The sequence below is a fragment of the Reyranella sp. genome (genome assembly GCF_044224635.1).
In the GTDB taxonomy this organism is placed as follows: Bacteria; Pseudomonadota; Alphaproteobacteria; order Reyranellales; family Reyranellaceae; genus Reyranella.
On record NZ_JBGAKA010000003.1, the window covers coordinates 1 to 23,737 of the forward strand.

The 23,737-nt window shown below is 65.1% G+C and carries 18 protein-coding genes and 1 tRNA gene; 13 read left to right on the top strand and 6 right to left on the bottom strand.

Features of this window, described 5'->3' with window-relative positions:
• The 4 genes from ACILR9_RS03550 to ACILR9_RS03565 form a co-directional block, all read right to left on the bottom strand.
• A partial coding sequence (locus ACILR9_RS03550; protein WP_395708516.1) for a recombinase family protein occupies window positions 1-1,653 on the bottom strand: 1,653 nt, incomplete at its 3' end.
• A gap of 143 nt (window positions 1,654-1,796) precedes the next feature.
• The gene (locus ACILR9_RS03555) at window positions 1,797-2,099 is read right to left on the bottom strand and encodes a hypothetical protein (RefSeq protein WP_395708517.1); all 303 of its coding nucleotides are present in this window, start codon (window positions 2,097-2,099) and stop codon (window positions 1,797-1,799) included.
• A 91-nt stretch (window positions 2,100-2,190) separates the two neighbouring features.
• Entirely contained in the window at window positions 2,191-2,727 is a 537-nt protein-coding gene (locus ACILR9_RS03560; RefSeq protein ID WP_395708518.1) for a reverse transcriptase domain-containing protein, read from the bottom strand.
• A 1,153-nt stretch (window positions 2,728-3,880) separates the two neighbouring features.
• On the bottom strand, window positions 3,881-5,392 hold the full coding sequence (locus tag ACILR9_RS03565) for a DegQ family serine endoprotease (protein WP_395708519.1): 1,512 nt from the start codon (window positions 5,390-5,392) through the stop codon (window positions 3,881-3,883).
• A gap of 226 nt (window positions 5,393-5,618) precedes the next feature.
• Between ACILR9_RS03565 and ACILR9_RS03570 the strand changes: the two genes are divergently transcribed.
• Both ACILR9_RS03570 and ACILR9_RS03575 read left to right on the top strand, forming a co-directional pair.
• The gene (locus ACILR9_RS03570) at window positions 5,619-6,293 is read left to right on the top strand and encodes a winged helix-turn-helix domain-containing protein (RefSeq protein WP_395708520.1); all 675 of its coding nucleotides are present in this window, start codon (window positions 5,619-5,621) and stop codon (window positions 6,291-6,293) included.
• Window positions 6,271-7,716, top strand: a complete 1,446-nt coding sequence (locus ACILR9_RS03575; protein ID WP_395708521.1) for a sensor histidine kinase — start codon at window positions 6,271-6,273, stop codon at window positions 7,714-7,716. Before ACILR9_RS03570 ends, ACILR9_RS03575 begins: the two co-directional genes overlap by 23 nt.
• A gap of 117 nt (window positions 7,717-7,833) precedes the next feature.
• On the opposite strand, the gene ACILR9_RS03580 is transcribed toward ACILR9_RS03575, so the two are convergent.
• The gene (locus ACILR9_RS03580; protein WP_395708522.1) at window positions 7,834-8,079 is read right to left on the bottom strand and encodes a hypothetical protein; all 246 of its coding nucleotides are present in this window, start codon (window positions 8,077-8,079) and stop codon (window positions 7,834-7,836) included.
• A 214-nt stretch (window positions 8,080-8,293) separates the two neighbouring features.
• Between ACILR9_RS03580 and ACILR9_RS03585 the strand changes: the two genes are divergently transcribed.
• The 9 genes from ACILR9_RS03585 to ACILR9_RS03625 all read left to right on the top strand — a co-directional run bounded on the left by ACILR9_RS03585 (window position 8,294) and on the right by ACILR9_RS03625 (window position 20,796).
• Complete coding sequence (locus tag ACILR9_RS03585) at window positions 8,294-9,364, top strand: lactonase family protein (protein ID WP_395708523.1); 1,071 nt, start codon at window positions 8,294-8,296, stop codon at window positions 9,362-9,364.
• Window positions 9,365-9,741: 377 nt separating this feature from the next.
• Window positions 9,742-11,274 carry a toll/interleukin-1 receptor domain-containing protein gene (locus tag ACILR9_RS03590; RefSeq protein WP_395708524.1) on the top strand — a complete coding sequence of 511 codons (1,533 nt, stop codon included), beginning with the start codon at window positions 9,742-9,744 and terminating at the stop codon, window positions 11,272-11,274.
• Complete coding sequence (locus ACILR9_RS03595) at window positions 11,274-14,684, top strand: AAA family ATPase (protein ID WP_395708525.1); 3,411 nt, start codon at window positions 11,274-11,276, stop codon at window positions 14,682-14,684. The genes ACILR9_RS03590 and ACILR9_RS03595 overlap by 1 nt, the downstream gene beginning before the upstream one ends.
• Entirely contained in the window at window positions 14,681-14,926 is a 246-nt protein-coding gene (locus ACILR9_RS03600) for a hypothetical protein (protein ID WP_395708526.1), read from the top strand. The genes ACILR9_RS03595 and ACILR9_RS03600 overlap by 4 nt, the downstream gene beginning before the upstream one ends.
• Before the next feature lie 29 nt (window positions 14,927-14,955).
• Complete coding sequence (grrM, locus tag ACILR9_RS03605; protein ID WP_395708527.1) at window positions 14,956-16,077, top strand: cyclophane-forming radical SAM/SPASM peptide maturase GrrM/OscB; 1,122 nt, start codon at window positions 14,956-14,958, stop codon at window positions 16,075-16,077.
• A gap of 63 nt (window positions 16,078-16,140) precedes the next feature.
• Window positions 16,141-17,430 (top strand): O-acetylhomoserine aminocarboxypropyltransferase/cysteine synthase family protein, encoded by a 1,290-nt coding sequence (locus ACILR9_RS03610; protein ID WP_395708528.1) that lies wholly within the window; start codon window positions 16,141-16,143, stop codon window positions 17,428-17,430.
• A gap of 31 nt (window positions 17,431-17,461) precedes the next feature.
• Window positions 17,462-18,796, top strand: coding sequence for a Rieske 2Fe-2S domain-containing protein (locus tag ACILR9_RS03615; RefSeq protein WP_395708529.1), 1,335 nt, complete (start codon window positions 17,462-17,464; stop codon window positions 18,794-18,796).
• Window positions 18,796-20,133, top strand: a complete 1,338-nt coding sequence (locus tag ACILR9_RS03620) for a Rieske 2Fe-2S domain-containing protein (protein WP_395708530.1) — start codon at window positions 18,796-18,798, stop codon at window positions 20,131-20,133. The genes ACILR9_RS03615 and ACILR9_RS03620 overlap by 1 nt, the downstream gene beginning before the upstream one ends.
• Window positions 20,134-20,193: 60 nt before the next feature.
• Entirely contained in the window at window positions 20,194-20,796 is a 603-nt protein-coding gene (locus tag ACILR9_RS03625) for a glutathione S-transferase family protein (protein ID WP_395708531.1), read from the top strand.
• A gap of 162 nt (window positions 20,797-20,958) precedes the next feature.
• On the opposite strand, the gene ACILR9_RS03630 is transcribed toward ACILR9_RS03625, so the two are convergent.
• Complete coding sequence (locus ACILR9_RS03630; RefSeq protein WP_395708532.1) at window positions 20,959-22,242, bottom strand: MFS transporter; 1,284 nt, start codon at window positions 22,240-22,242, stop codon at window positions 20,959-20,961.
• A gap of 103 nt (window positions 22,243-22,345) precedes the next feature.
• On the opposite strand from ACILR9_RS03630, the gene ACILR9_RS03635 reads away from it, so the two are divergent.
• Both ACILR9_RS03635 and ACILR9_RS03640 read left to right on the top strand, forming a co-directional pair.
• Window positions 22,346-22,422 (top strand) — tRNA-Pro (locus ACILR9_RS03635).
• Window positions 22,423-22,691: 269 nt separating this feature from the next.
• Complete coding sequence (locus ACILR9_RS03640) at window positions 22,692-23,555, top strand: bifunctional DNA primase/polymerase (protein WP_395708533.1); 864 nt, start codon at window positions 22,692-22,694, stop codon at window positions 23,553-23,555.
• The last annotated feature ends 182 nt before the right edge of the window (window positions 23,556-23,737 follow it).

Here is a 23,737-nt window from a genome sequence, read left to right on the forward strand (position 1 = left end):
TCCACGCCCCGAACGCAAAAGGTAACTTCCGCGATGCGAGCCTGTTGAGCGGCCATTTGTCGGCGCTTCGCCGCCTCCAGCGGGCTCATCGGCGATAGGGATGGAGTGGCGGATCACGATTTTATCTTCGCCGACGAGGATCTCCTTGACCAGCAACCGCACGATTTTTTGGCGATCGCGGACGTCGATGGATTTCGCCGACGAGCGGAGCCTGGCCAGAAACGCAGCGAGCGTCTCGGCAAGGCGAAGCGTGGCGGCACGGTCACTCGCTTGATCGGCAATCGATTGCAACTCGGCACGAAGGGCCTGTTCACGTTGGCGCAGCGCCGGGCTGCGCTGACGCAGCTCATCGAGCGAGATGAGCTCTTCCTGGAATGCGGTGACCAACCGGTCGAGACTCTTCGTCGTGCGAATGAGTTCACGCTGCAGCGCATCGACACGGCGTTTGGTTGGATCAGAGTGACGCGCCACCTCCAGGCGACGATCGAGTTCGGCTTGGATGAGACTGCGATCCTCGATGAGCTTGACGACCTCGCTCCACACAACCGAATCGAGAAGGTCCTGGCGGATCGGTCGATTGTCGCAGACCGGTCCACCAAGGCGCCGCCAGCCGTCGGAACCCAAACAGCGATAATAATGGATCGTACGTGCGCTTGTTCGGGTCGACGTTCGATAAAGCGCGTAGCTGCACTTGGTGCAGGACACGATGCTTTGAGAGACGCTGGGCTCTACAGTGCGGCGTGGCCCGCGCTTCTTGTTGTCCTGCAGCCGCTCTTGGGCGAGCGCGAAGGCCGTCGCACTGACGATGGCAGGCACCTCGATCTCGATCCACTCGTCGCGCGGTCTGTCGAGGTGGGTGCTGTCGCGTGCAGCGATGCCGCCGCGCAAGCGGAGTTGTCGAGTGATCCGTTGGCGTGTCGCGGCCTTCGTCTTTCCGAAGCAGGCAGTTCCCTTGTACGCAGGATTGCGCAACATCGCCCACACCACCGAGCGCTCCCAGCGAGCGGCTCTGCGCGTCGGAATCTTCTGTTCGTTCAGCAGGCGCGCGATCGCGCCGATGCTGAGCCCTTGCACGGTGTAGCGTTCGTAGACCGATCGGACAATCTCCGCTTCCGTCTCGATCACCGTGTAATACGCGGCCGTTTGATCGCTCTTGCGGACATAGCGATAGCCGTATGGCGCGCCGCTCAAGACACTGATCTGGCCTTCGCGCGCACGGTGGCGTTTGCCGCGACGCGATCGCTCGAGAATTTGCGCCCGCTCGTATTCGGCGATCATACCTTGAAACTGCAACAGCAGGTGGTCTTCAGGAGACGCTGCACGTGGCGCATTGACGAAAAGGACCTCGATGCCGGCGCGCGCGAACTCTTCGATCAGCAGAATCTGATAAGCATACTTGCGGCTCAGTCGATCGGGCGCGAGGACGAGGACGGCGTGGATCTGACCTTCAGCGGCGAGATCGCGCACGCGCTCGAGGCCGGGGCGGACCAAGCTTGCGCCACTATAACCTTGGTCCTCGAACACCCAACCGTCGGGCACGGTGAAGCCTTGGTCGCGAGCGAAGGCGATCAGTGTCGCCGTCTGGCTGGCGATCGTGTTCTCCTCCTTCTGCTTGTCGGAAGAGACCCGAGCGTAAATCGCAGCGATCTTCATCATCGGCTCCTGTCAGCTTGGTTCGCCCGCCCACGACGCGCACGCAGTCGGAGACCAGAATCGCGTAAGCCTGCTCGAGCTTGGCGACGAGCAAACGGTCGTAGGTGTATTCAAGATGGACAGCGCGCGGCTTGACGCGGCGCTCAGCCACGCCGACCGACCGTCGACAAGAAGCTCGCCAATGCCCGTCGCACGATCTCGCTCAAGGTCAGGCCGCTGGCTGCCGAATAGGTATGGAGCTCGCCAATGAGACTGCGTGGAAGCTTGAACGTCGTCGCGAGCGAAGGCTCGGGCACTGGCGTCGGACGCCCGATCGCTTGCGCCTCTTCGAGGTATCGGTAGGCTTGGCGCAAGGAGAGATCGTAGTCGTGCGACAACTGCTGGGCGTTCTCCGCCATGCTGTTGCTGCCTGACAGCAAGCGTTGCGCGGCGTTGAGCCGTTCCACTTTCTGCGCTTGGGTCGACCGCGTCATAAGACATAAACATATTACCGTTTACGACGCATATCAAGCACTGGTCCGCAGCGCCAACCTTCAATCACACGCTCAAACTGGAAGTTACCTTTTGCGTTCGGGGCGTGATCACACCACCCTGAGGCGTGCCGGTCGTCGTGCGCTCCAGGCGCCCCCCTTCGAGGACGCCCGCCTTCAGCCATTTGTCGATCATCCGCCGGATCACCCCGTCAGTGACCCTCCGGTCGAGCAGCTCACGCAGATGGGCGTGTGCGATGGTGTCGAAGTACTTGCGCACATCGACGTCCAGCACCCAGCGCAGCTTCCCGTCCATGCAGGCATTGCGTAGCGCTTGCAGTGCCTGATGGGCCGAGCGTCCCGGTCGAAAGCCATACGAGCAGTCCACAAAGTCCTGTTCGTAGACCTCCTCCAGAACCATCGCTATCGCCCGCTGCGCCACCTTGTCTTCGAGCGTCGGGATGCCCAACGGTCGCTGCGTGCCGTCCGCTTTCGGGATGTACGTCCGACGCACCGGTGGCGCCTGATAGCGTCCCGACTTGAGGCGCTCCAGCAGGGCTTCAAGATTGCCCTGCAGGTTCGACTCATAGTCCTCCGCTGTCACTCCATCGATACCCGGAGCGCCGTCCTTGCGCGTCCGCCGCCACGCTTCCGTCAGCCAGTCAACGTCGATCAGGTGATGCAGCGAGAACAGCGCCTGGCCGCGCTTGCTTCTCGCCAGTTCGGCTATCCATTGCCGTTTCGTGGACAGGTTTGCAGGGTCCAGTGTCCCCTCCCGTGTTGCCCGTCAATGGCTCTCCACTCGCGACGCCTCCCTTCCCTCGGCCGGGTCTCGATGGGCTCAATTCCCCGGCGTCACCAGTACTATGAAGGCGCTACGACTCCCCGTACCGCATGGCCCGCTCGCTCATGGTGTTCGCGACCGGGCTCCTCGCCTATCTCCTCGTTCGTGCTCTCGCCGAAGCGCTCCCGCTCGGCTGGAGAAGCCGCGCAGGCCAGGACACATTGATCACCCGGCCGTCCCTCTTTGCCGGGTACTCGTCGCGCGGGCGAATACGGGGTCTCCCAGGTTCCCTGGCGGTCCTTCCCATGCCTCTGCCAAGCTCCAGGACCCCGGACGGACCCGCTCTCGAAAGCCATTACTCAAGGCGGGTGCTGCCCCCGCAGCGAAGAAAACGAGGGCTCCGACGGTCAGAGCGATTTCGGGGCTTACCACTTGGCTTCAGCACTCGCTGTCTACGCTTCAAGAGCTCTCTCGCCAGGCCCCTGCAAGACTCGCTTCCGGCTGGCTGGCTAGCCTTTGCCGCGCGGGCTTCGATCCCGCTGAACCGCTTCAACAGGTTTCGGATCAGGCAATCACATGACCTTCCTCCTCTTCAGGGCTTACCCTGGCGCTACCTCGCTGCGCGCGGGATGACACCGGTGATGTTGCCCCAAGGTGATGTCATCCCGCGCGCAGCGAGGGACCTTTCCTCATGCGAGCCTAGGCAGAAGAAGCCCGCGGTCCGGAAGAGCATGAGCGCCACGGGAGTGGCGCGCTCCCAGCAACGAGGACCTGCCCTAAACAGAAGAAGCCCGCGGTCACACTTACACGTGAACCGCGGGCTTCCCGCCCCCTCCATGAACGCGCCCGGCTGCGGGTTCCCCGTCTAGCGGCGCGCGCCCCCCTGTTGAAGGAGTTGACTGCCAAGTCGAGGGAGCTTGTTAAGAAGAAGCCGGCGGTGGTGGGGCCACCGCCGGCTCACCGAGAGGATCAGCTACGCCGCCCGGGGAGAGATAGCGACGAACCTGGTCATCCCCTCTCGATACACTTTCACGAGCACCGGCTTGCCGGTGTCCTTGGCTTCCTTGAGCTTCTCGACAGCCGCCTTCGGGCTGTCGACGGCCTCGCGACCGACCTGCTGCAGGATGTCACCCGCCTTCAAGCCCATCTCCTCGGCCGGGCTGCCCGCCTCGACCGAGGCGATCAGCGCGCCCTTGACCGAGTCGTCCAGCTTCATTTCCTCGCGCGCCTCCTTGGAGAGGGGCGCCAGCGACACACCGTAGGACAGCGGCTCGGCCGTCTTGTCGGCCTTCTCGGCCTTGGCCTTGACGATGCCGCCCTCGTCCTTCTGGTCGCCGACCTTGGCGGTGACGGTCATGTCCTTGCCGTCGCGCCACACGCCGAGCTTCACCGAGGCGCCAGGCTTGGTCGCCGAGATCATGCGGGTCAGGTCCTTGATCGTGTCGACGTTCTTGCCGTCGACGCTCACGATCACGTCACCCGACTTGAGGCCGGCCGCCAGCGCCGGGCTGTCCGGCTGCACCTGGGCCACCAGGGCACCCTTCTCGCCGTTGTACGCCATGCTCTGCGACAGCTCGCCGGTCATCGGCTGGATCTGCACGCCCAGCATGCCGCGCTCGACCTTGCCGTTGGTCTTGAGCTGGTTCACCACCGGCTGGGCCAGGCTCGACGGGATCGCGAAGCCCAGGCCGACGCTGCCGCCGGTCGGCGAGAAGATGGCGGTGTTGATGCCGATCACCTTGCCTTCCATGTCGAACAGCGGGCCGCCCGAGTTGCCGCGATTGATGGCGGCGTCGGTCTGGATATAGTCGTCGAACGGACCGGAGTGGATGTCACGGCCGCGCGCCGACACGATGCCCGTGGTCACGGTGCCACCGAGGCCGAACGGATTGCCGACCGCCATCACCGCCTGGCCGACGCGAACCTTGGTGGCGTCGCCGAACTCGACGAACGGCAGCGCCTTGTCGCTCTCGACCTTGAGCAGGGCGAGGTCGGTCTTCTCGTCGCCACCCACCATCTTGGCATTGAGCTTGCGGCCGTCGGCCATCGTCACCACGATCTTGTCGGCCTTGCCGGCGACGTGATGGTTGGTCACGATCCAGCCGGCCGGGTCGATGATGAACCCGGTGCCGACCGCCTCGGCCTTCTGGTTGGCCTTGGGCTGCGGCTTCATCGGACGCATCGGCTGACCGAAACGCTCGCCGAAGCGCTGCATGAACTCTTCCATCTGCTTCTGCTGCGAGCGGTCCGACATCTGGACCTCGTCGTCGCCCGCCGCGCCGGCCTTCATGGTCACGGCGACGTTCACGACTGCGGGCGACACCTTGGCGGCGAGATCGGAGAAGTCCTGCACGCCCGACACGGTCGGGGCGGTCGGAGCCGCGGCGATCGCCGCCGGCGCCGAGAACAGGGGGGCGATGAGCGCCGGAGCGGTCAACGCCGTCGTCAACGCCAGGGCTGACAGAATGGTCTTGGTCTTCGTCACTTTCTTCATCCTCCTGAAAGGGGCTTGGCAGGAGGGAATATGAGACTTGGCCCATGGCGCGCGGATGGCCGCCGCATTGAATGTTTGTATAGTTGGGGAACGTTGCTTTTGCCGGGAAAACCGCGCAAACGGCGCGTGTTCGGCCTCATTGCCCCGGTGTGGACGGCGCCTCTACGCCGTTGTCCCCAGCCTGGCAAGGGACCGCGATCAGGCAACGGGTGACGACGTGAAGATCCTCCTCGTCGAAGACGACAAGCAGACGTCCGACTACATCAGCAAGGGCCTGCGCGAGCACGGCCACGTCGTCGATCGCGCCGACAACGGGCGCGACGGCCTCTATCTGGCGACCGGCGAGAAGTACGACGTCATCATCGTCGATCGCATGTTGCCGGCGATGGACGGGCTGTCGCTGGTCAAGGCGGCGCGCGCCTCTCAGGTCCGCACGCCGGTGCTGTTCCTCACCACCATGGGCGGCATCGACGATCGCGTGAACGGCTTCGAAGCCGGCGGCGACGACTACCTGGTGAAGCCGTTCGCCTTCGCCGAGCTGCTGGCGCGGGTCGGCGCGCTGGCGCGCCGGCCGCCGATCGTGGCGACGACCTCGCTCAGCGTCGGCGATCTGCAGGTCGATCTGCTCACCCGCACCGTGACGCGCGGCGGCAAGCGCCTCGACCTCTTGGCGCAGGAGTTCAAGATCCTCGAGTACCTGATGCGCCACGCCGGCGAGGTGGTGACGCGCACCATGCTGCTCGAGAAGGTCTGGGATTTCCATTTCGATCCCAAGACCAACATCGTCGAGACCCACATCAGCCGCCTGCGCTCCAAGATCGACAAGGGCTTCGACAAGCCGCTGCTGCACACGGTCCGGGGAGCCGGCTATGTCATCCGCGCCCAGGACTAGCCAACACCAGACTGGCCAACGCCAGACTGACCAAAGCCAGGCTGGCGAGCTCGCCAGCAGCTTCGGGCAGACCCTGTCGCGCATCCTGCGCTCGGCCAGCTTCCGGCTGACACTGTACTACGCCGTGCTGTTCATGGCATCGGCCGGCACGCTGTTCGCCGCCGTGTACTGGATCGCCACGGCGGCGATGCAGGACGACATGGCGGCGGTGCTGCGCTCCGAGGCCTACCAGCTGGCCGATGTCCATAGCCGCAGCGGGCCCAAGGGACTGACCGACCAGATCACCCGGCGCATCAGCTACCGCACCCGGGGGCCGATCTTCTACCTGCTGCAGGCGCCGGGCGGACGTGTCGTGGTCGGCAACCTGCCCGGCATGCCGCCGGTCAACGGTGCGGTCGATTTCATTCCCCAGGGCGACGCACCGGAGGCCGACGGCGAGCGCGCCAAGCTCACCGGCTTCGGCCTCACCCTGTCCGACGGCGCGTTCCTGCTGGTCGCGCAGGATGCCAACCGTCTCACCGACATGCAGCACGCCATCATCGTCGCCTTCGCCTGGGCAAGCGGCCTCACCCTGCTGCTCGCCATCGCCGGCGGCGCCCTGATCGGCTCGAGCTTCCTCGGCCGCATCGACGAGATTACGCGGACCAGCCGGACGATCATGGGCGGCGATCTCTCGGCGCGCATCCCGGCGCGCGGCACCAACGACGAGATCGACCAGCTGGTCGCCAGCCTCAATGCCATGCTGACCCGCATTCAGCAGCTGATGGACGGGTTGCGCCAGGTCTCGAGCGACATCGCCCACGATCTGCGCACCCCCCTGGGGCGCCTGCGCCAGCACCTCGAGGACGCACGCGAACGCGCGACGACGACGGGCGAATACGAAGCCGCAACCGATTCTGCGATCGACGAGGCCGACGCGTTGCTGGAAACCTTCTCCGCCCTGCTGCGCATCGCCCAGGTGGAGGCCGGAGCCCAGCGCAGCGCCTTCACGCAGGTCGATCTGTCGGCGCTGGCGCGCAGCATCGCCGAGGCCTACCGGCCGGCGGCCGAGGATGCCGACCATCGGCTCGACTGCCGGATCGACGACGGCATTGTCGTGACCGGCGACCGTCAGCTTCTCGCCCAGATGATCTCCAACCTGGTGGAGAATGCCCTCAATCACACGCCCGCGCGCTCGACCGTGTCGCTCGCCTTGGCCAAAGCCGATGCGGGGTTCTCGCTGGAGGTCGCCGACAACGGCCCGGGCATCCCGGCGGAGGAGCACGACAAGGTGTTCGACCGCTTCTATCGCCTCGACCGCAGCCGCTCGACCGCCGGCAGCGGCCTCGGGTTGCCGTTGGTGAAGGCCATCGCCGGCCTGCACGGCTTCACCATCCGCCTCGAAGACCGCAAGCCCGGGCTGGGGGTTGTGATCGGGGCGTGACGGCGGCTCCTTACCTCCCTGGCGAAGCTGGGGAATGTCCGAGTCTTCCTCTCCTCCTCCCCAGCTTCGCTGGGGAGGGAGATGATCACCGTGACGGCTGCTTGCGCATCAGGATGATCAGCAGGCCCTGACGCGGGCGATCTCGTCGCGCAGCTCGTCGACCTCGGCGGCCAGGTTTTCGTACTGGCGCGCCTGCGCCACGGACACGACCGACAGATGCAGGACGGTCGCCTGCAGATAGCCGATCAATGCCGCCTGGTAGCCGCTGTCCAGCGGCGACAGCACCTGAAGGTGTCGCTTCGCCTCGATGGCGCGCCGTGCGGCTTCCGCCAGCTCGCGCGATATGGTGGTGTCGTCGATCATTGCCGCTCTCCGCTGCGAAGGTCCATGGGGGCCAGTGGGCCGTTTGCCAAGTCAACTCATAGAAGCGGCCGGTGTTGCGTCTGCGAATGCCACGCCATCCGATTTCAATAGGCGGTGGTTCGTTCCCCCTTCGGGCACACAAGCTCTGGCCACGACAATTCAAGCGCTAGCCACAACAGTTGTCGTCGTCGCGCCGTGACGCCACACTGCCGACATGAAGAAGACCACGCGCCCCTTGTTCGCTTATGTCGGCAGCTACACGACGCCGGAACGTCGTGGCCAGGGCAACGGCATCAACGTCTATCGGGCGGATCGCACCAGCGGTGCGCTCAGTCACGTCCAGCATTATGGCGGCCTCGAGAATCCGTCGTTTCTCGCCGTCAATGCCGACGGGACACGGCTCTACTCCGTGCACGGCGATCGCACCGAGGCCAATTCGTTCATTATCGAACCAACGACAGGGCACATCACCCCGCTGAACCGCCAGCCGACCGGCGGCTACAACCCGGTCCACCTCGCCTTCGATGCGACCGGCCGGTATCTCGCAGTGTGCAACTACGGCACCGATTCGCTGGCCGTTCTGCCGATCGCCGACGACGGCAGCCTGCTGCCCTATCGCACCCTGACGACCGTCACCGGCACGCTGGGCCCGCATCGCGTCCAGCAGCATTGCATGTGCGTGCATCACATCCCGCTCGATCGCCAGGGGCGCTTCTTCTACGTGCCGTGCAAGGGCTCCGATGTCGTCATCGCCTACCGGCTCGACACCAGGCGCAAGATCCTGGTCGAAGCGGCGCGCGTCACGGCCCGTCCCGGTGCTGCGCCCCGCCATATCGATTTCCATCCGCGCAAGGCGCTGGCCTACGTCATCAACGAGCTCGATTCCACCCTCACCACCTATCGCCAGGATCGCGACAGCGGCGCCCTGACGCCGCTGCAGACGATTCCCTCGACGCCGTCCGATTTCACCGGCTACAGCACCGGCGCCGAGATCTGGGTCGATCGCGCCGGCCGCAACGTCTACGTCTCCAATCGCGGCCACGACAGCATCGGCGTATTCGGCATCGATCTCGCCAAGGGCACGCTGGCACCGCGCCAATGGGTGCCGACCCACGGCGGCACGCCGCGCTTCTTCACCTTCGACCCCGATCAGCGCTTCCTCTACATCGCCAACCAGGACGGCCGCTCGATCGTCGGCTACCGGGTCGGCCGCGACGGACGTCTCTCGCCCACCCGCCTCAGGGTCAAGGTCGGCAGCCCGGCCTGCATCGTGTTTTCGCAGTAGTATGGCGGCCTGCGGTGTTCTCCTGTAACCGCCAGGAGCACTGCCGTGCGACAGTTCTCACGGAATCCCGCGGTGATCTTGCGGCAAGCTCGCAGGCACGGTGCCGGGTTTCTGGAAACTGCCAGGAGTGGAATTGGCTCCAGAGTTTCAATTTTCAGGAGACGAGCAGGCACATCTTGGGGTAGAGTTACCGGCTATTCGTGTTCCGAGCAATCACTGAAAATGACGGGGGATGGTGACGTGGCGTGACGCGCCTGTCCTGGTGACTGGTCAGACAGTGCCTGCGGTCACTTGAGCGCCCGCTCCTTTCGAGGGCTCCGTCGTCGCTCGGCGTGGTGTCGTTTGCCGGAATATCCGGCAGACGATTGGGGGGCAGAATGGTTGAAACAGTTCGCGATGACGGATCCGACGGTCCAAGCGCGCCACGCGTGTTTCTGAGCTACGCCAGCGAAGACCACTTTTGGGTGAGAGCGTTCACCGCAGCCGCCCATACCGCGCTGGGGACGGTTCGCGTTGAGGACTACCTTGCAGGCGATAATCTGGCGTTTGGTAACCTCGAGCCGTGGCTGGATCAGCGTATCGGTCGGGCTGCGGTAGTCATCGCCTTCGTCTCGAAAATCTATCGCAGCAAGAAATGGACGATTGTCGAATGGCTTCGGACGCTGGACGCCAAGCGACTCGGCAAGCTGATCTTCGTGCCCGTCATGATGGACAGCGACGCCAAGGTGTGGTGGGGCGAGTTGCGCCGCAACGGCGGCCTTTCGGTCCTGCCGGATGACTACCAATACGCCGATTTCACCGACCACCTGGGCAAATGCCTCGACATCGACCCTGAGCGCACGGCGGTACTCCTGCGGATCAGGGATCTGGCGATGGAAATTCGAGGCATGCTGGCCCATCGGGACGAATCCGGGATCGTGAGAGGTCCAGCCGATGTCGTCGTCCTGGGTCACCCGACGGCCTACAATGACGATGAGCTCAAGGCTCAGTCCGCCGTCCTTCTCAAGGAGCTGACGGCGGCGACATTGAGGGCCGAGGTTTTCGGCGACCGCTGGCGCGGCAGGACGGAGGCCGTCCCACCTCTGAGCAAGGAAGCCATCTTCGTGCAGCCCTTGGCCGCCCTCGAGGCCGCCGACTACGTGGCGGCACCCGGTATCACGAGCAGCAACCTGGAGCGCATCGGGATCGGCAATGCGCGCGTGGCGCTATGGCTGCCAGGCCGATTTCATGACACGGCGTTCGAGAGCAAGGTTAGCGCCAGCCCGCCGGGTGGCGCCGCGACGTTCCGCAATGATACGCCGGATGGTCTCGCGGCATGGCTGAGGGGCCTGCTGCGTCTCCAGGAAACGGCGCTGCGTGACGCTCTCGCCTTGCAGATCGAGGACGTAGGCTATCCGGACGAAGCCGAGCCGGATCCCGAGGCGGTGCGGCTGGCAGCGGAAATTCATGATGGCTTGTGCGGAGTCGTGAATGGAATCGTGAAACCCAATCCAAGCCCCTGGCCTTTCGTCGGCTTCGACCCCGGTCTCAAGGAATTGATCACCATCGTTCAGGGCGACCGCGCCATCGTGGCGGTTCACGATCTCGATATTGCGCCCTCGACCGAGCTGCAGACCCGAAAGGCCATCGAACGGAAATTTCAGGCGATGCAGGACGTCGTGCAGTCGGTGGAATCCGCCACCCAGCGACCGCTCAATCTCTTTCGCGCCGCCCTGGTCGTCAGGAACCCCAAGGTGCTGCCCTTCTTCAGGTATCCCCACGACGGCCGCTACAAAGACTGGCGCCTCTTGCGATTTGATCGGCCGGACGATGACACGCCCCTAAAGCCGGATCCGGCGTCCAAGGCCTATTTTCGAGCCCAGCTCGCTGCCTGGGCAAGTCCGAGGAAAGCGTCATCCCCGGTGCACTGATGGAAGCGAACGCCAAGCCGCTCACGGCGCTGGAGCTGCTGATAGCAGCCTACAAGCGTCGGATGGCCAAGGCCGCAGAGGACGTCGGCGACGTCGCCTCCTGGGGAGCTGGCCAGCCAATCTCGCTCGACGAGGAGGACGCCAAGCTCGCCGGCCAGGCCGACTTCCGCATTTGGCCCTATCCTTATCCCGGCCTGCGATCCTTCCAGCCTGACGAAGGAGAGGTCTTTTTCGGCCGTGACTACAGCGTCGAGCAGGTACGCACGTACCTCGAGCGACAGCGCATCGTGGTGGTCCTGGGAGGCTCGGGGTCGGGCAAGTCATCGCTCGTTCGCGCCGGGCTGCTGCCCTATCTGAACAGCAAGCGACGGATCAAGGGACGCGGCGGAAGTTGGTACTGCGCCGAATTCAGACCGCGCACGAATCCTTTCGGGGAGCTTGCCAACGCGCTGGCGGAGCAACTCCTGATGCCCCTGCTCGGCCAGGAGGTGCCCAAGCTGGCGGAAGCACTAGGCGTCGGCGGCGTATCACCTGGCGAGGTCCTGGCCATATTGCAGGAGAAGCTCCGTCGGGAATTCGACGAAGCGAAGAAGCAAGGGCGACAGGCCCTGCTGGACCTGATCCTCGAGATCGCCAACCGGCGTCTCGATCTGTACGACCGGCTTGTCTCGGGTGGCTTGAGATCGCCGGATCCGAGCTTGCTGCTGCTGCTCGATCAGTTCGAGGAGGTGTTTCGACCCGAGGTGCCGGCAACCGAACGCCGGTTCCTCCTCGACCTGATCGTCGACCTGCACAGAACGCTGGGCGATTCGTCCAGCAAGGGCGCCCTGTTTCTTGCCATCACTATGCGCAGCGAGGAACTCCATCGGTGCGCCGAGCATCACGGGCTGTCCGAGGTGGTCAACAAGAGCCTGTATCTGCTCGAGCTTCTCGATCCCAACAATGCCAAGGACGCGGCGGACCTCCACCGGTCGATCGTCCAACCGGCGCGCAACGTCTTCGACGATTGGGGCTTGGACTACGATCACAGTCATCCCGACGCCCCGTTCGAGCCCGGCATGCCAGCCTGGATCTTGGCAGGCGCCAAGGTCATGTCCAGGCAGTTGGAGCACCGGCCGGACCAGTTGCCGTTGCTGCAACATGCGCTGCAGGCGACCTGGCATGCTGCCGTGCGCCGGTGGTCGGCGACGGACGGCGCGATCGACGCCCCCAGCATCCGCCGAGAAGATATGCCTGGACAGGAGGTTCCAGCCGGCGAGGCGCCGGATCTGTCCGCCTGCTTGCGAGAACGAGCCGACAAGGCCGCGGAAAAGGCGATCACGCGGTTCATCACGGAAGTTCGCATTGAAAGCCCCGACGCGAGCCTTGTCGGAGAGGCTGCCCTGCGGGCGGCGTTCCGCGCCCTGGCCCGGCGCGACGACCGAAACAACTGGGCTCGCCGCTTCGCCAAGAAGGGCGACATCCTTTCCTTTCTCGATGCCGACCCGGAACTGCGGCTCGTACCCGTCGACACCGAGGCGCGCTGGAAAGCCCTGAAGCTCGCTCTGAACGCCTTCCTGGTTCGCGGCTACCTCACGGGTGGCGGCGGCGCACCATACGACATCAGCCACGAAGCCCTGATCCGCAACTGGCCGCGCTTCCTCGTGTGGCTGCGCGATCCGGAGGACGTCGCCAATGCGCTGAACCGGGTGCTCCAGGACATCGATCCCGTGATGTTCAAGGACGACAGCGACAACACGAAGGCCGACGCCATCTCGGTCGATGTCGCCACCAAGATCGCCAAGGTGACCAACAGCAACGGTCTTCCACGGCGTTGGGGAGAATACCAGATCGCCACGGCGCTGGTTCGCTCGACAATGCGCCAGCGCTGGGGAACCACCGAGTCCAAGGCGCTCGATGAAATCGGGAAAGTCTGCACCGAAGCGGACGCTGCGCGCTACCGTCTCGCAGCGAGGCGCCAGCAGGATAACAGGGCGGCGAGTGGCATCGTTGCCTTTGGCGTGATCCTCGCTGCGATCGTTGGCCTTTGGTACCAATCCAAAGAGACGCTGGCGCAAGTCAAGCAGGCGGAGTTGAACGCTGAAAAGGTGGCCGCGGAAACCGCGACGCGGACCGCAATCGAGTCAGGGGAACAGATGAAGAAGTCGGCGTTGATGATGGGCGCCAACAGCCTGATCGGTTCCATGCAGTCGGAGAAGAACAATTGGCCGCCAGGCGTGCGCGAACGCGCCGCCGTGCACGCGCTCGGAATGGTGACGGCCGGAGAAGGCAAAGCCCTGGAACTACCGAAAGCGGAAAGTCTCCTGTGGAAGCGCTGGGACGTTGGCGTGCGCACAATTCTTGGTGCGACCTTCGTGCTCTCCAGGAAGCCTCGCCTGATTGACGATCGCGCTATCGCAGGATCGTGCGTAGTGGTTACGGAATCGTTGTCTGCCCAGAAGTCGGACCCGACGCCGCTCGACGTCAGATCGGGTACAGAGGCGCGCATTCACGTGGGGGGCAAGGGCGAGCGCAGAAATCTCGATATACAGATCAAGTCCGCGCAAGTGCCGGAGTGGACGAGAATTCCATTCGACCTGCCCGCTCCGGTATTGGGTGGTCAGGTGTGCTTGGCGCCAGGAGCGGGCCTTCTCACACTCACGGCGCCTCGCAACCAGTTGCCGAACATAGTCGCGTTGAAGTGGCTGCGCTGCGGAGCAGATCAGGACAACTCCAACTGCAATCAGAACCCTTGGATATTCGAAGCGACCAACATCTGGCCGCAAATCGGCATCGCGCAGGACGAGATGCCGGTCGAAAAATCGACACCGTGCATCCGAGCGATCTGGGAAGATCAGGAGATGGGCCTTCTGAATGTCGATTTCACGAGCGGAGACGAGCTCGACTGCAGCATTCCAGCGGAGAGCACCGAATTCACTGCGTCGTTCCTGCCTGGCGCCGCCAGCCCGAGATTGCTGCCCTCGATCGATATCGAAACCGTCGAAAGCGACCCAAGCGCGACAATCGAGTTCGACAATGGCCCGATCCCGGAAACCGAATATGTGTGGAAGCTTTCTTCGGAAGTCACGTTGAAGAAGCGGGAACAGGATAAGGAGAAACGCCGGATGCAAACCAGCGCGCCATCGAGGCTTACGCTGGAGTCCACCGGTACGCCTCCCGGCGGGCCGAAGGTCTTGCTGCAGCAATTCGTGATCCGAATGCAAATCGAGAGAGCCGGCCTGGATGGCAATGACGACCTGATCCTGATCGACAAGGCAGGTCAGTCCTGGCGGATAGCGACGAGCATGAAACATTTCAAGGAAGTGCTCAGAGCCCGGGCTTCCTACGAGTCCAAATACTACGATGAGGAACTCTACTTCCTCATGACGGATCAAGAACGGAATTTCAAACCAGAGAGCAATCGGAGATGACGCACAAGTTCGCTTGGCTTCTGTTGCCGTCGTTCCTGGCGCCGCTCGCAGGAGCGAATGCCGGCCCCAAGGACGGAGGTGAATCGCCCGCCGTGACTCGTCTCGACGAGATCCGTGCGTCGCTTCTTGACCACGGCTCGATCACGGTCGAGGTTGACTCTCCCAACGGGCAGCGCACGGCGCAGTATTGGCCGAACTGGGGAAAGTGGCCCAACTGGGGGAATTTCTGGTTCAACAGGTAACCGCCGATCGCCTCTTTGGCCGTACCCGCATGCTGGTGCTGCAGGGTACGCCCTTCTGCAATATTGCCTGTGACTATTGCTACCTGCCGGGCCGCGACGACAAGCGACGGATGGATCACGACACCGTCGGCGCCGCTATCGAGTTTCTGTATCGTGAAGGGCTGGCCGGCGATACCCTCGATATGGTCTGGCACGCCGGCGAGCCGCTCGCCCTGCCCCGAGCCTGGTATGAGCGCGCCTTCGCCACGGCAGCGGCTGCCGCGCCGCACGGGGTGCGACTGCAGCACTGCGTGCAGACCAACGCCACGCTGATCGACGCCGAGTGGTGCGATTTCTTCCTCAGCCACGACGTCAGGGTGGGCGTCAGCCTCGACGGGCCGGCACGCCTGCACGATGCACGGCGGCGCACCCGGAGAGGCGTCGGCACGCATGCCGCAGCCATGAAAGGGGTTCGCGCGCTGCGCCGACACGGAGTGCCGTTTCATGCGATCTGTGTCGTCACCCGCGAGGCTCTCGACTCGGCCGACGACGTGGTTGACTTCTTCCTTGCCGAAGGGGTCGGCGATGTCGGCTTCAACATCGAGGAGGTCGAAGGCATCAACTGCACCTCGAGCCTCGCGGCAGGGGCCGACACCCCGGTGCGCTTTGCCCGCTTTCTCGACCGCGTGCTGGAACGGGCCGAGGCCTCGGGTCAGTTGACGGTGCGCGAGGAGCGCAATCTGCGTGACATGCTGCAGTCATCCGATTTCGGCCAGCTACCTGGTAACGACCAGAATACACCGTTCTCCATTGTGACCGTTGCACGCGACGGCACGCTCTCGACTTTCTCACCGGAGCTCGCAGGATTGTCTCATCCCAGGCTGGGGTCCTTCGCGCTCGGCAATGTGAAGAGCGCAACCCTCGCCGGCATCCTGGCCGATCCGCGGTGGGTCGCATTGTCCGAAGAGGTGGCCGAGGGCGTAAGGGCCTGCGCAGCGCGCTGCCCTTACTTCCGCCTGTGCCTCGGCGGGGCGCCTTCCAACAAGCTCGCCGAGTTGGGCACCGCCGCTGGCACCGAGACGCTCTTTTGCCGCCTGACGCAGGTCGCCGTAGCCGAGGTAGTGCTGCCGCGACTGGAAGCGAGGCTGAAGGCCGCCACGCACCCGGTTTGACCGCTTGCCCGAGCTGTGGTCGGAATTGCACCGTTTCATCTGCCAGCACGACGGAGCGTTCCGGTGAGCGACAAGACCTATGGCTTCGAGACGCTATCGATCCACGCCGGTGCCGCCCCCGACGCCACGACCGGCGCGCGCGCCCTGCCGATCTACCAGACGACGGCCTACGCCTTCGACGATGCCGACCATGCGGCCGCGCTGTTCAACCTGCAAACCGTGGGCTTCATCTACTCGCGGCTCACCAACCCGACCAATGCCGCGCTCGAGACCAGGCTCGCGACCCTGGAGGGCGGGCGCGGCTGCACGGTCACCTCGTCCGGCCATGCGGCGCAGGTGCTGGCGCTGTTTCCGCTGATGTCGTCGGGCGCCGAGATCGTCGCCTCATCCAGGCTCTACGGCGGCTCGCTGCAGCAGATGCGCAACACCTATCCCAAGTTCGGCTGGAAGGCGCAGATCGTCGATGCCGACCAGCCGGACAGTTTCAAGCGCGCGGCGAACGAGAACACGCGCTGCTTCTTCATCGAGAGCCTGGCCAATCCCGGCGGCGTGGTGAGCGATCTCCAGGCGATCGCGCGCATCGCCGAATCGGTCGGCGTGCCGCTGCTGGTCGACAACACGCTGGCCACGCCTTACCTCTGCAAGCCGATCGACTACGGCGCCACCCTGATCGTCCATTCGACCACCAAGTTCCTGAGCGGCACCGGCACCTCGATGGGCGGTGCGGTGGTCGACTCGGGCAAGTTCGACTGGACTCGCGGGGCCAGGTTCCCGAGCCTCGCCGGGCCCGAACCGGCCTATCACGGCCTGAACTTCTTCGAGACGTTCGGCGACATGGCCTACACCTTCCACAGCCACGCCGTCGGCCTGCGCGACCTCGGCCCCAGCCAGGCGCCGTTCAATTCGTGGATCACCATGCTCGGCATGGAGACGCTCGGCCTGCGCATGGAGCGCCACTGCGCCAACGCGCTCGCCGTGGCGCGCTTCCTCGAGAGTCATCCCGCTGTGGCCTGGGTCAACTACGCCGGCCTGCCCTCCAACAGATACTTCGCGCTGGCGCAGAAATACCTGCCCAAGGGCGCGGGCTCGGTGTTCACCTTCGGCGTCAAGGGCGGCTACGACGTGGGCGTCAAGGTCGTCGACAACGTCGACCTGTTCTCGCACCTCGCCAACATCGGCGACGCCAAGAGCCTGATCATCCATCCCGCCTCGACCACGCATCGCCAGCTCACCGACGAGCAGCGTGTCGCGGCCGGCGCCGGACCCGACGTGCTCCGCCTGTCGATCGGCATCGAAACGGTGGACGACATCATCCGCGATCTGGCGCAAGCTCTCGACAAAGCGATAGCCTGATGGTGCAGGCTTTCGACAAGGCGATGGTGCGATGCTGAGCAAATCCGACAACGACCTTCTCACCCTGACCGGGCCCGGCGCCCCGATGGGCGACCTGCTGCGCCGCTTCTGGATGCCTGCCCTGCTCTCGGCCGAGCTGCCCGAACGCGACGGGCCGCCCAGGAAGATGAAAATCCTGGGCGAGGATCTTCTGGCCTTTCGCGCCACCGACGGCCGGGTCGGCATCGTCGAGCCGCACTGCCCGCATCGCGGCGCCAATCTGTACTACGGCCGCAACGAGGAGTGCGGCATCCGCTGCGCCTTCCACGGCTGGAAGTTCGATGTCGACGGCAACTGCGTCGACCTGCCGACCTCGCCACCCGAGTCGACCTACAAGGACACGATCAAGCTCCTCGCCTATCCGACGCGCGAATGGGGCGACATGATCTGGGTCTACATGGGCCCGCGCGAGCATATGCCCGAGCTGCCGCAGCTCGAGCTCGGGCTGCTGCCCGCTTCGCAGCGCTACGTCACCAAGAAGTGGCAGGACTGCAACTGGGTGCAGAGTGTCGAAGGCGCGCTCGACACGGCGCACTTCTCCTTCCTGCACGCCGTGCTGGCCAAGGACGAGGCGGTGGCGCGCGCCGCGCTGGCCAAGGCGGCGATCGCCGACCAGTCGAAACCCGACGATCGCATCCGCTGGATCCACAACGACCCGCGGCCGAAATTCACCATCCACGGCCACGATGCCGGCCTGCTGATCGGCGCGGCGCGCAAGACCGACGGCGCCGATCTCTACTGGCGCATCTCGCAGTTCCTGATGCCCAACCACGCCTACACGCCGACTGCCTTCCCGGGCGAGATCTACTATGGTCAGTGCTGGGTGCCGGTCGACGACGGGTCGTGCTGGATCTACACCTACTGCTGGAATCCCGACCGGCCCTTCACCAACTCCGAGCGCGCCAAGTTCGACGGCGGCTTCAACGTCCATGCCGAGGTCGACGCCGAGTACGTGCCGCTGCGCAATCCGCGCAACGACTACCGGCTCGATCGGCAGGCCCAGAAGACGGTGAGCTTCACCGGCATTGAGGGTGTGAGCGAGCAGGACGCCGCCATCCAGGACAGCATGGGCCCCATCCAGGACCGCACCCGCGAGCATCTCGGGCCGACCGACGTCGCCATCATCGAGTTCCGCAAGCTGCTGATGGGCAGCGCGCGCGCCCTGCGCAGCGGCGAGACGCCGAAGGCGGCGGGCAAGGCGGGCAAATATGCCGTGCGCGCCGGCGGCTGGGTCGCCGCACCTGACAAGGACCTGGTCGCCGTCATGACCGAACGGTTCGGCCATCGCGACGGCTATGTCGGCAACCATTACGGGCTGGGGGACTGATGCTGAGCAAGGCGGACAACGAGTTCCTGACCCGCGGCGGCCCCGGCACGCCGATGGGCGACCTGCTGCGCCGCTTCTGGATGCCGGCGCTGCTGTCGGACGAGCTGCCCGAGCGCGACGGGCCACCCAAGAAGATAAGGATCCTCGGCGAGGACCTGCTGGCCTTCCGCACGACCGACGGCCGGGTCGGCATCGTCGAGCCGCACTGTCCGCATCGCGGCGCCAATCTGTACTACGGGCGCAACGAGGAGTGCGGCATCCGCTGCGCCTTCCACGGCTGGAAGTTCGACGTCGACGGCAACTGCGTCGACCTGCCGACCTCGCCGCCCGAGTCGACCTACAAGGACACGATCAAGCTCCTCGCCTATCCGACGCGCGAATGGGGCGACATGATCTGGGTCTACATGGGCCCGCGCGAGCATATGCCCGAGCTGCCGCAGCTCGAGCTCGGCCTGGTGCCGGCGGCGCAGCGCTACGTCTCCAAGAAGTGGCAGGACTGCAACTGGGTTCAAAGCCTCGAGGGGGCAATCGACACGGCCCACTTCTCCTTCCTGCACAAGGTGCCGACCACGGACGAGAGGACCAGGCTCGAGATCTTTCGCAGCACCTCGGCAATCGGCGCCGGCCAGGAGCTGCAGGACCGTATCCGCTGGGTGATGGACGATCCGCGCCCGAGATTCGCGATCGCCGGCCACGATACCGGGCTGGTCATCGGGGCGGCGCGCAAGACCGACTCGGCCGACAAGTACTGGCGCCTCTCGCAGTTCCTGATGCCCAACCACGCCCTCGTGCCGGTGGCCTTTCCGGGCGATGTCTATCACGGGCAGTGCTGGGTGCCGGTCGATGACGTGAACTGCTGGATCTATACCTACAGCTGGCTGCCTGACCGGCCTTTCACCAACTCCGAGCGCGAGAAATATGCCAGGGGCCTCAGCCTGCACGCCGAGGTCGATGCCGACTACGTGCCGGTGCGCAACATCCGCAACGACTACATGCTCGACCGCGCCAAGCAGAAGACGGAGAGCTTCACCGGCATCATGGGCGTGAGCGAGCAGGATGCTGCGATCCAGGACAGCCAGGGGCCGATCCAGGATCGCACGCGCGAGCATCTCGGCCCGACCGATCTCGGCATCGTCGAGTTCCGCAAGCTGGTGATGGGCGCTGCGCGGGCCCTGCAGAAAGGCGAAACGCCGAAGGCGGCGCAAAGCGCCGGGCAGTACGCGGTGCGCGCCGGCGGCTGGATTGCGCCGCCCGAGCGCGATCTCGCCGAGGTCATGACCGAGCGTTTCGGCCACCGGCACGGCTATGTCGGAAACCAGCACGGGCTGGGGGATTGAGTTAGACCGTCGCGCGGCGCTGCATTATCGTCCGACGCCGTAACGGCGGGGAGACATTCCGTGACGATCAAGATCTATGGCCCATCGGCCTCTCGGGCATCGCGCGCACTTTGGATCGTGCACGAGCTCGGCGTCCCCTTCGAGCACATTGCCGTCGAGATGAAGGACCTGAAGAGCGCCGAGTATCTCAAGGTCAACCCCAACGGCAAGGTACCGACCCTGGTCGACGGCGACTTCAAGCTGTTCGAATCGATGGCGATCAACCTCTACCTCGCGGAGAAGCACGGCAAGGACGGCTTCTTTCCGGCCAGCGCCGAGGACCGTGCGCTGTGCACCCAGTGGAGCTTCTGGGGCATGACCGAGGTCGAGAAGCCCCTGCTCACGGTCCTGATCGACATGTTCATGACGCCGCCCGACAAGAAGAAGCCGGAGGCGGTCGCCGAGGCGCTGAAAGCGCTGCCCAAGCCGTTCGGCGTGCTGAACGGCGCGCTCGAGGGGCGCGAGTATCTGCTGGGGTCGACCTTCACGGTGGCCGACCTCAACCTCGCCTCGATCTGCAGCTGGGCCAAGCCCATCAAGTACGATTTCGGCCCCTTCCCCAACGTCCAGGCCTGGCTCGACCGCTGCCTCGCCCGCCCGGCCTACAAGGCGGCAAGGAAGTAGGAGCTACTGACGAGACGAAAGGTCCCTCGCTGCGCTGGGGATGACAGCGATTCTGTCATCCCCAGCGCAGCGAGGGACCTTTCTTCATGCTCTTCTCGGACTGCGGGCGTCTCGCCCGTTCATGATCATGAGCGGGCGAGACGCCCGCGGTCCAAGAAGAGCCTACTCCGCCGGCTGGGCCGCTGCCGAGATCGCCCGCTGTGCCTGCGCCCGCTCGCCGCCGGGCAGCAACAGCGCCACCAGGGTGATTAGCAGGGCAACGCCGGCCAGCCCGTAGAACAGCAGGTCGAGCTCACCCGTCGCCTTGCGTACCCAGGCGATCAGCAGGATGGCGATCGGACCGGTGCCCAGCGCAACGACGAACTTTGCGCCGAAGCCCAGCCCATGGTAGCGGCTGGGCGTATAGCGCGCGATCAGGATGTTCTCGATCGGGCCGGTCGCCGCGCTGAGGACCGCCGAGGCGATCGCGCCCAGGATGGCGAGATAGCCGTTGCCCATGGCGAGCGCGAGCATGGCGAGGATCTGCAGGGCCGAGGCCACGATGTAGGTCGACTTGAGCGGGTAGCGGTCGATGATCGTGCGGCCCATGACATACTGCGCAAAGCCCGAGACGATGTAGATCATCGACGTGGCGAGACCGACCCACAGGACGGCCTGGGTCACCACACCCCATGACGCCAGCCCGGCACGCAGGCTCTCGATGTCGCTGGCCAGCCGGGTCTCGAACACCAGGGCGGCCCCGAACATCACCGCGGTCCAGATAATGCCCTCGAACGCCATGGTGACGGAAAGGACGGAAAAGACCCGCCAGAATTCCTTGCGGCCGGTTTGCGCGCCGGCCGTCGCCGGCATCGGCCGATCGCCGACCCGGCCGCGCCGGACCTCCCAGAGCAGGCCCGCGCCGACAACCAGGCAGACGATGCCGGGCACGATGAAGGCGGCCCGCCATGAGGCCAGCGTGATCAGCACGCCGGGCACGATGCCGTAGAGCGCCAAGCCGGCGCTGCCCCACAGGCCGTTGACGCCCATGGCATGGCCCTGCTCGCGCGCGGTGCGGATGATCCAGCCGATGCCGGCGGAATGGTAGATGGCGCCGAACACGCCCAGCCCGCACAGCGCCAGCGACAGCATCAGCGTGTCGCCCTTGGGCACCAGCCCGCACAAGATCGAGGAGAGGCCGAGGCCGAAGAACATGATCACCATGGTGAGCGGCGCGCCGATGCGGTCCGACAGCCAGCCGGCCGGCAGGGACATGATGCCGAGCAGCACCGTGGCCGGCGCGTAGAGCTCGAGCAGGCTCTCCGCCGGCATGTCCCAGGCGACGGCCAGGGTCAGCACGATGACGGCATAGAACGCCGTCATCATGTGCATCAGCGCATGGCCGATCGAGGAGAACACCAGGACGCGCCGGCCGATGTCCGGGCCGGCGGAAGCTACTGTCGTCATGGCGCCTGTATCTTCTTTGCCCGCTCCCTGTGCAAGCCGGCTTGCGGCATCGCTGCCATTCGCGCTAAAGCCCCTTTGCCGAGGCGGTCGCCACGGCACCGGTCGGGGCGTAGCGCAGTCTGGTAGCGCATCAGTCTGGGGGACTGGGGGTCGTCGGTTCAAATCCGGCCGCCCCGACCAACTAACCCTCGAAAGCACTGCATTCCTGCTTCCGCTCTTCGCGTGGGCCAAACGCGAAAACGGAACAGAACAGCGACGAAGTGCACAACTCGGCGCACAGAGTCCCGGAAAAGTCCCGGAGGATGTTCGTCGGCCGTTCACGGCGAGCGACCCGCCGAAAATGAAATGCCCGGCAGCGGCGGCAACCACTGACCGGGCAAGCATTCACGAAAACACTGACAGCACCCAATATCGCACCACCGACCCCGTGGTCGCAAGCGTGGTGCGGGTTGAAAGCAAACCCGCACTCGCGGCGCCTCGCATCATCGCCGAGCACTTCGGGCTCGACGCATGAGCTTTGCCGCCATCCACCGCGCAACGGCCTGACCGTCGTCGACATCGACAGCACCGACGACAGGTTGGTCGACGAATGCCTCGCCCGATTCGGCGACACTCCGCTGCAGGTCCTCACGCCCAGCGGCGGGCGCCATCTCTACTTCCGGAACAACGGCGAGACGCGCCGAATCCGCCCGCTGCCCGACGTCGACGTACTCGGCGCTGGCAACGTCGTCTGTGCCGGCTCTGTCGTGCCCAAGGGACGCTATCTCATCGAGCGGGGCTCCCTGGACGACATCAACCGGCTCCCCGCGCTACGGGCCGCGCTAGCCTCGCCGACGAAGGTCGAGAAGGTGCCGGTGGGCGAACGCAACGAGACGCTGTTCCGCTACTGCCAGAGGACGGTGAGCTTCTGCGACACGCTGGACCAGCTTCTCGACGCCGCTCGCACGTGGGCGGATAACCAGCTAGCCGCGCCGTTGCCGGACGCCGAGATAGTCAAGACCTGCAACAGCGTGTGGAACTATCGCGGAGGCAGGAGGCGCGTCATGAACCACATCGTCGAATCGCCTACATGGGCGGCGCTGGTGGCCAAGCCCGATGCACTGGCGCTGTTCGCCTATCTCTCGGCCGAGAACGGACCCGATGCCGACTTCATGATTGCTGATGGGCTCGGCCCCGCGCGTGGCTGGTCGCATCGCTTCGTTCCGACCGCCCGCAAGGCGCTGCTCGACATGGGCGTCGTCCGCTGCGTAAGGCGCCCTGGCAAGAAAGCGCCCGGGCTCTATCGCTGGAATTTAGACCTGACGAATCCGTAGTGTAATCCTTCATCACCCTCTCCCCCTCATACAGGGGGTGTAGGGGGCTGGGGCAGCGCGCGGCGCAGGCGCGCTTCGGTCGGGACGATTGACAGCTACGTCATGGTCGGGCGGCTCGACCTGCCCCGCCGTCGAGGCCCGCGCGTAGCGGCGCCAGCCAAGCGAAGCGCAGCGCGGGCCGG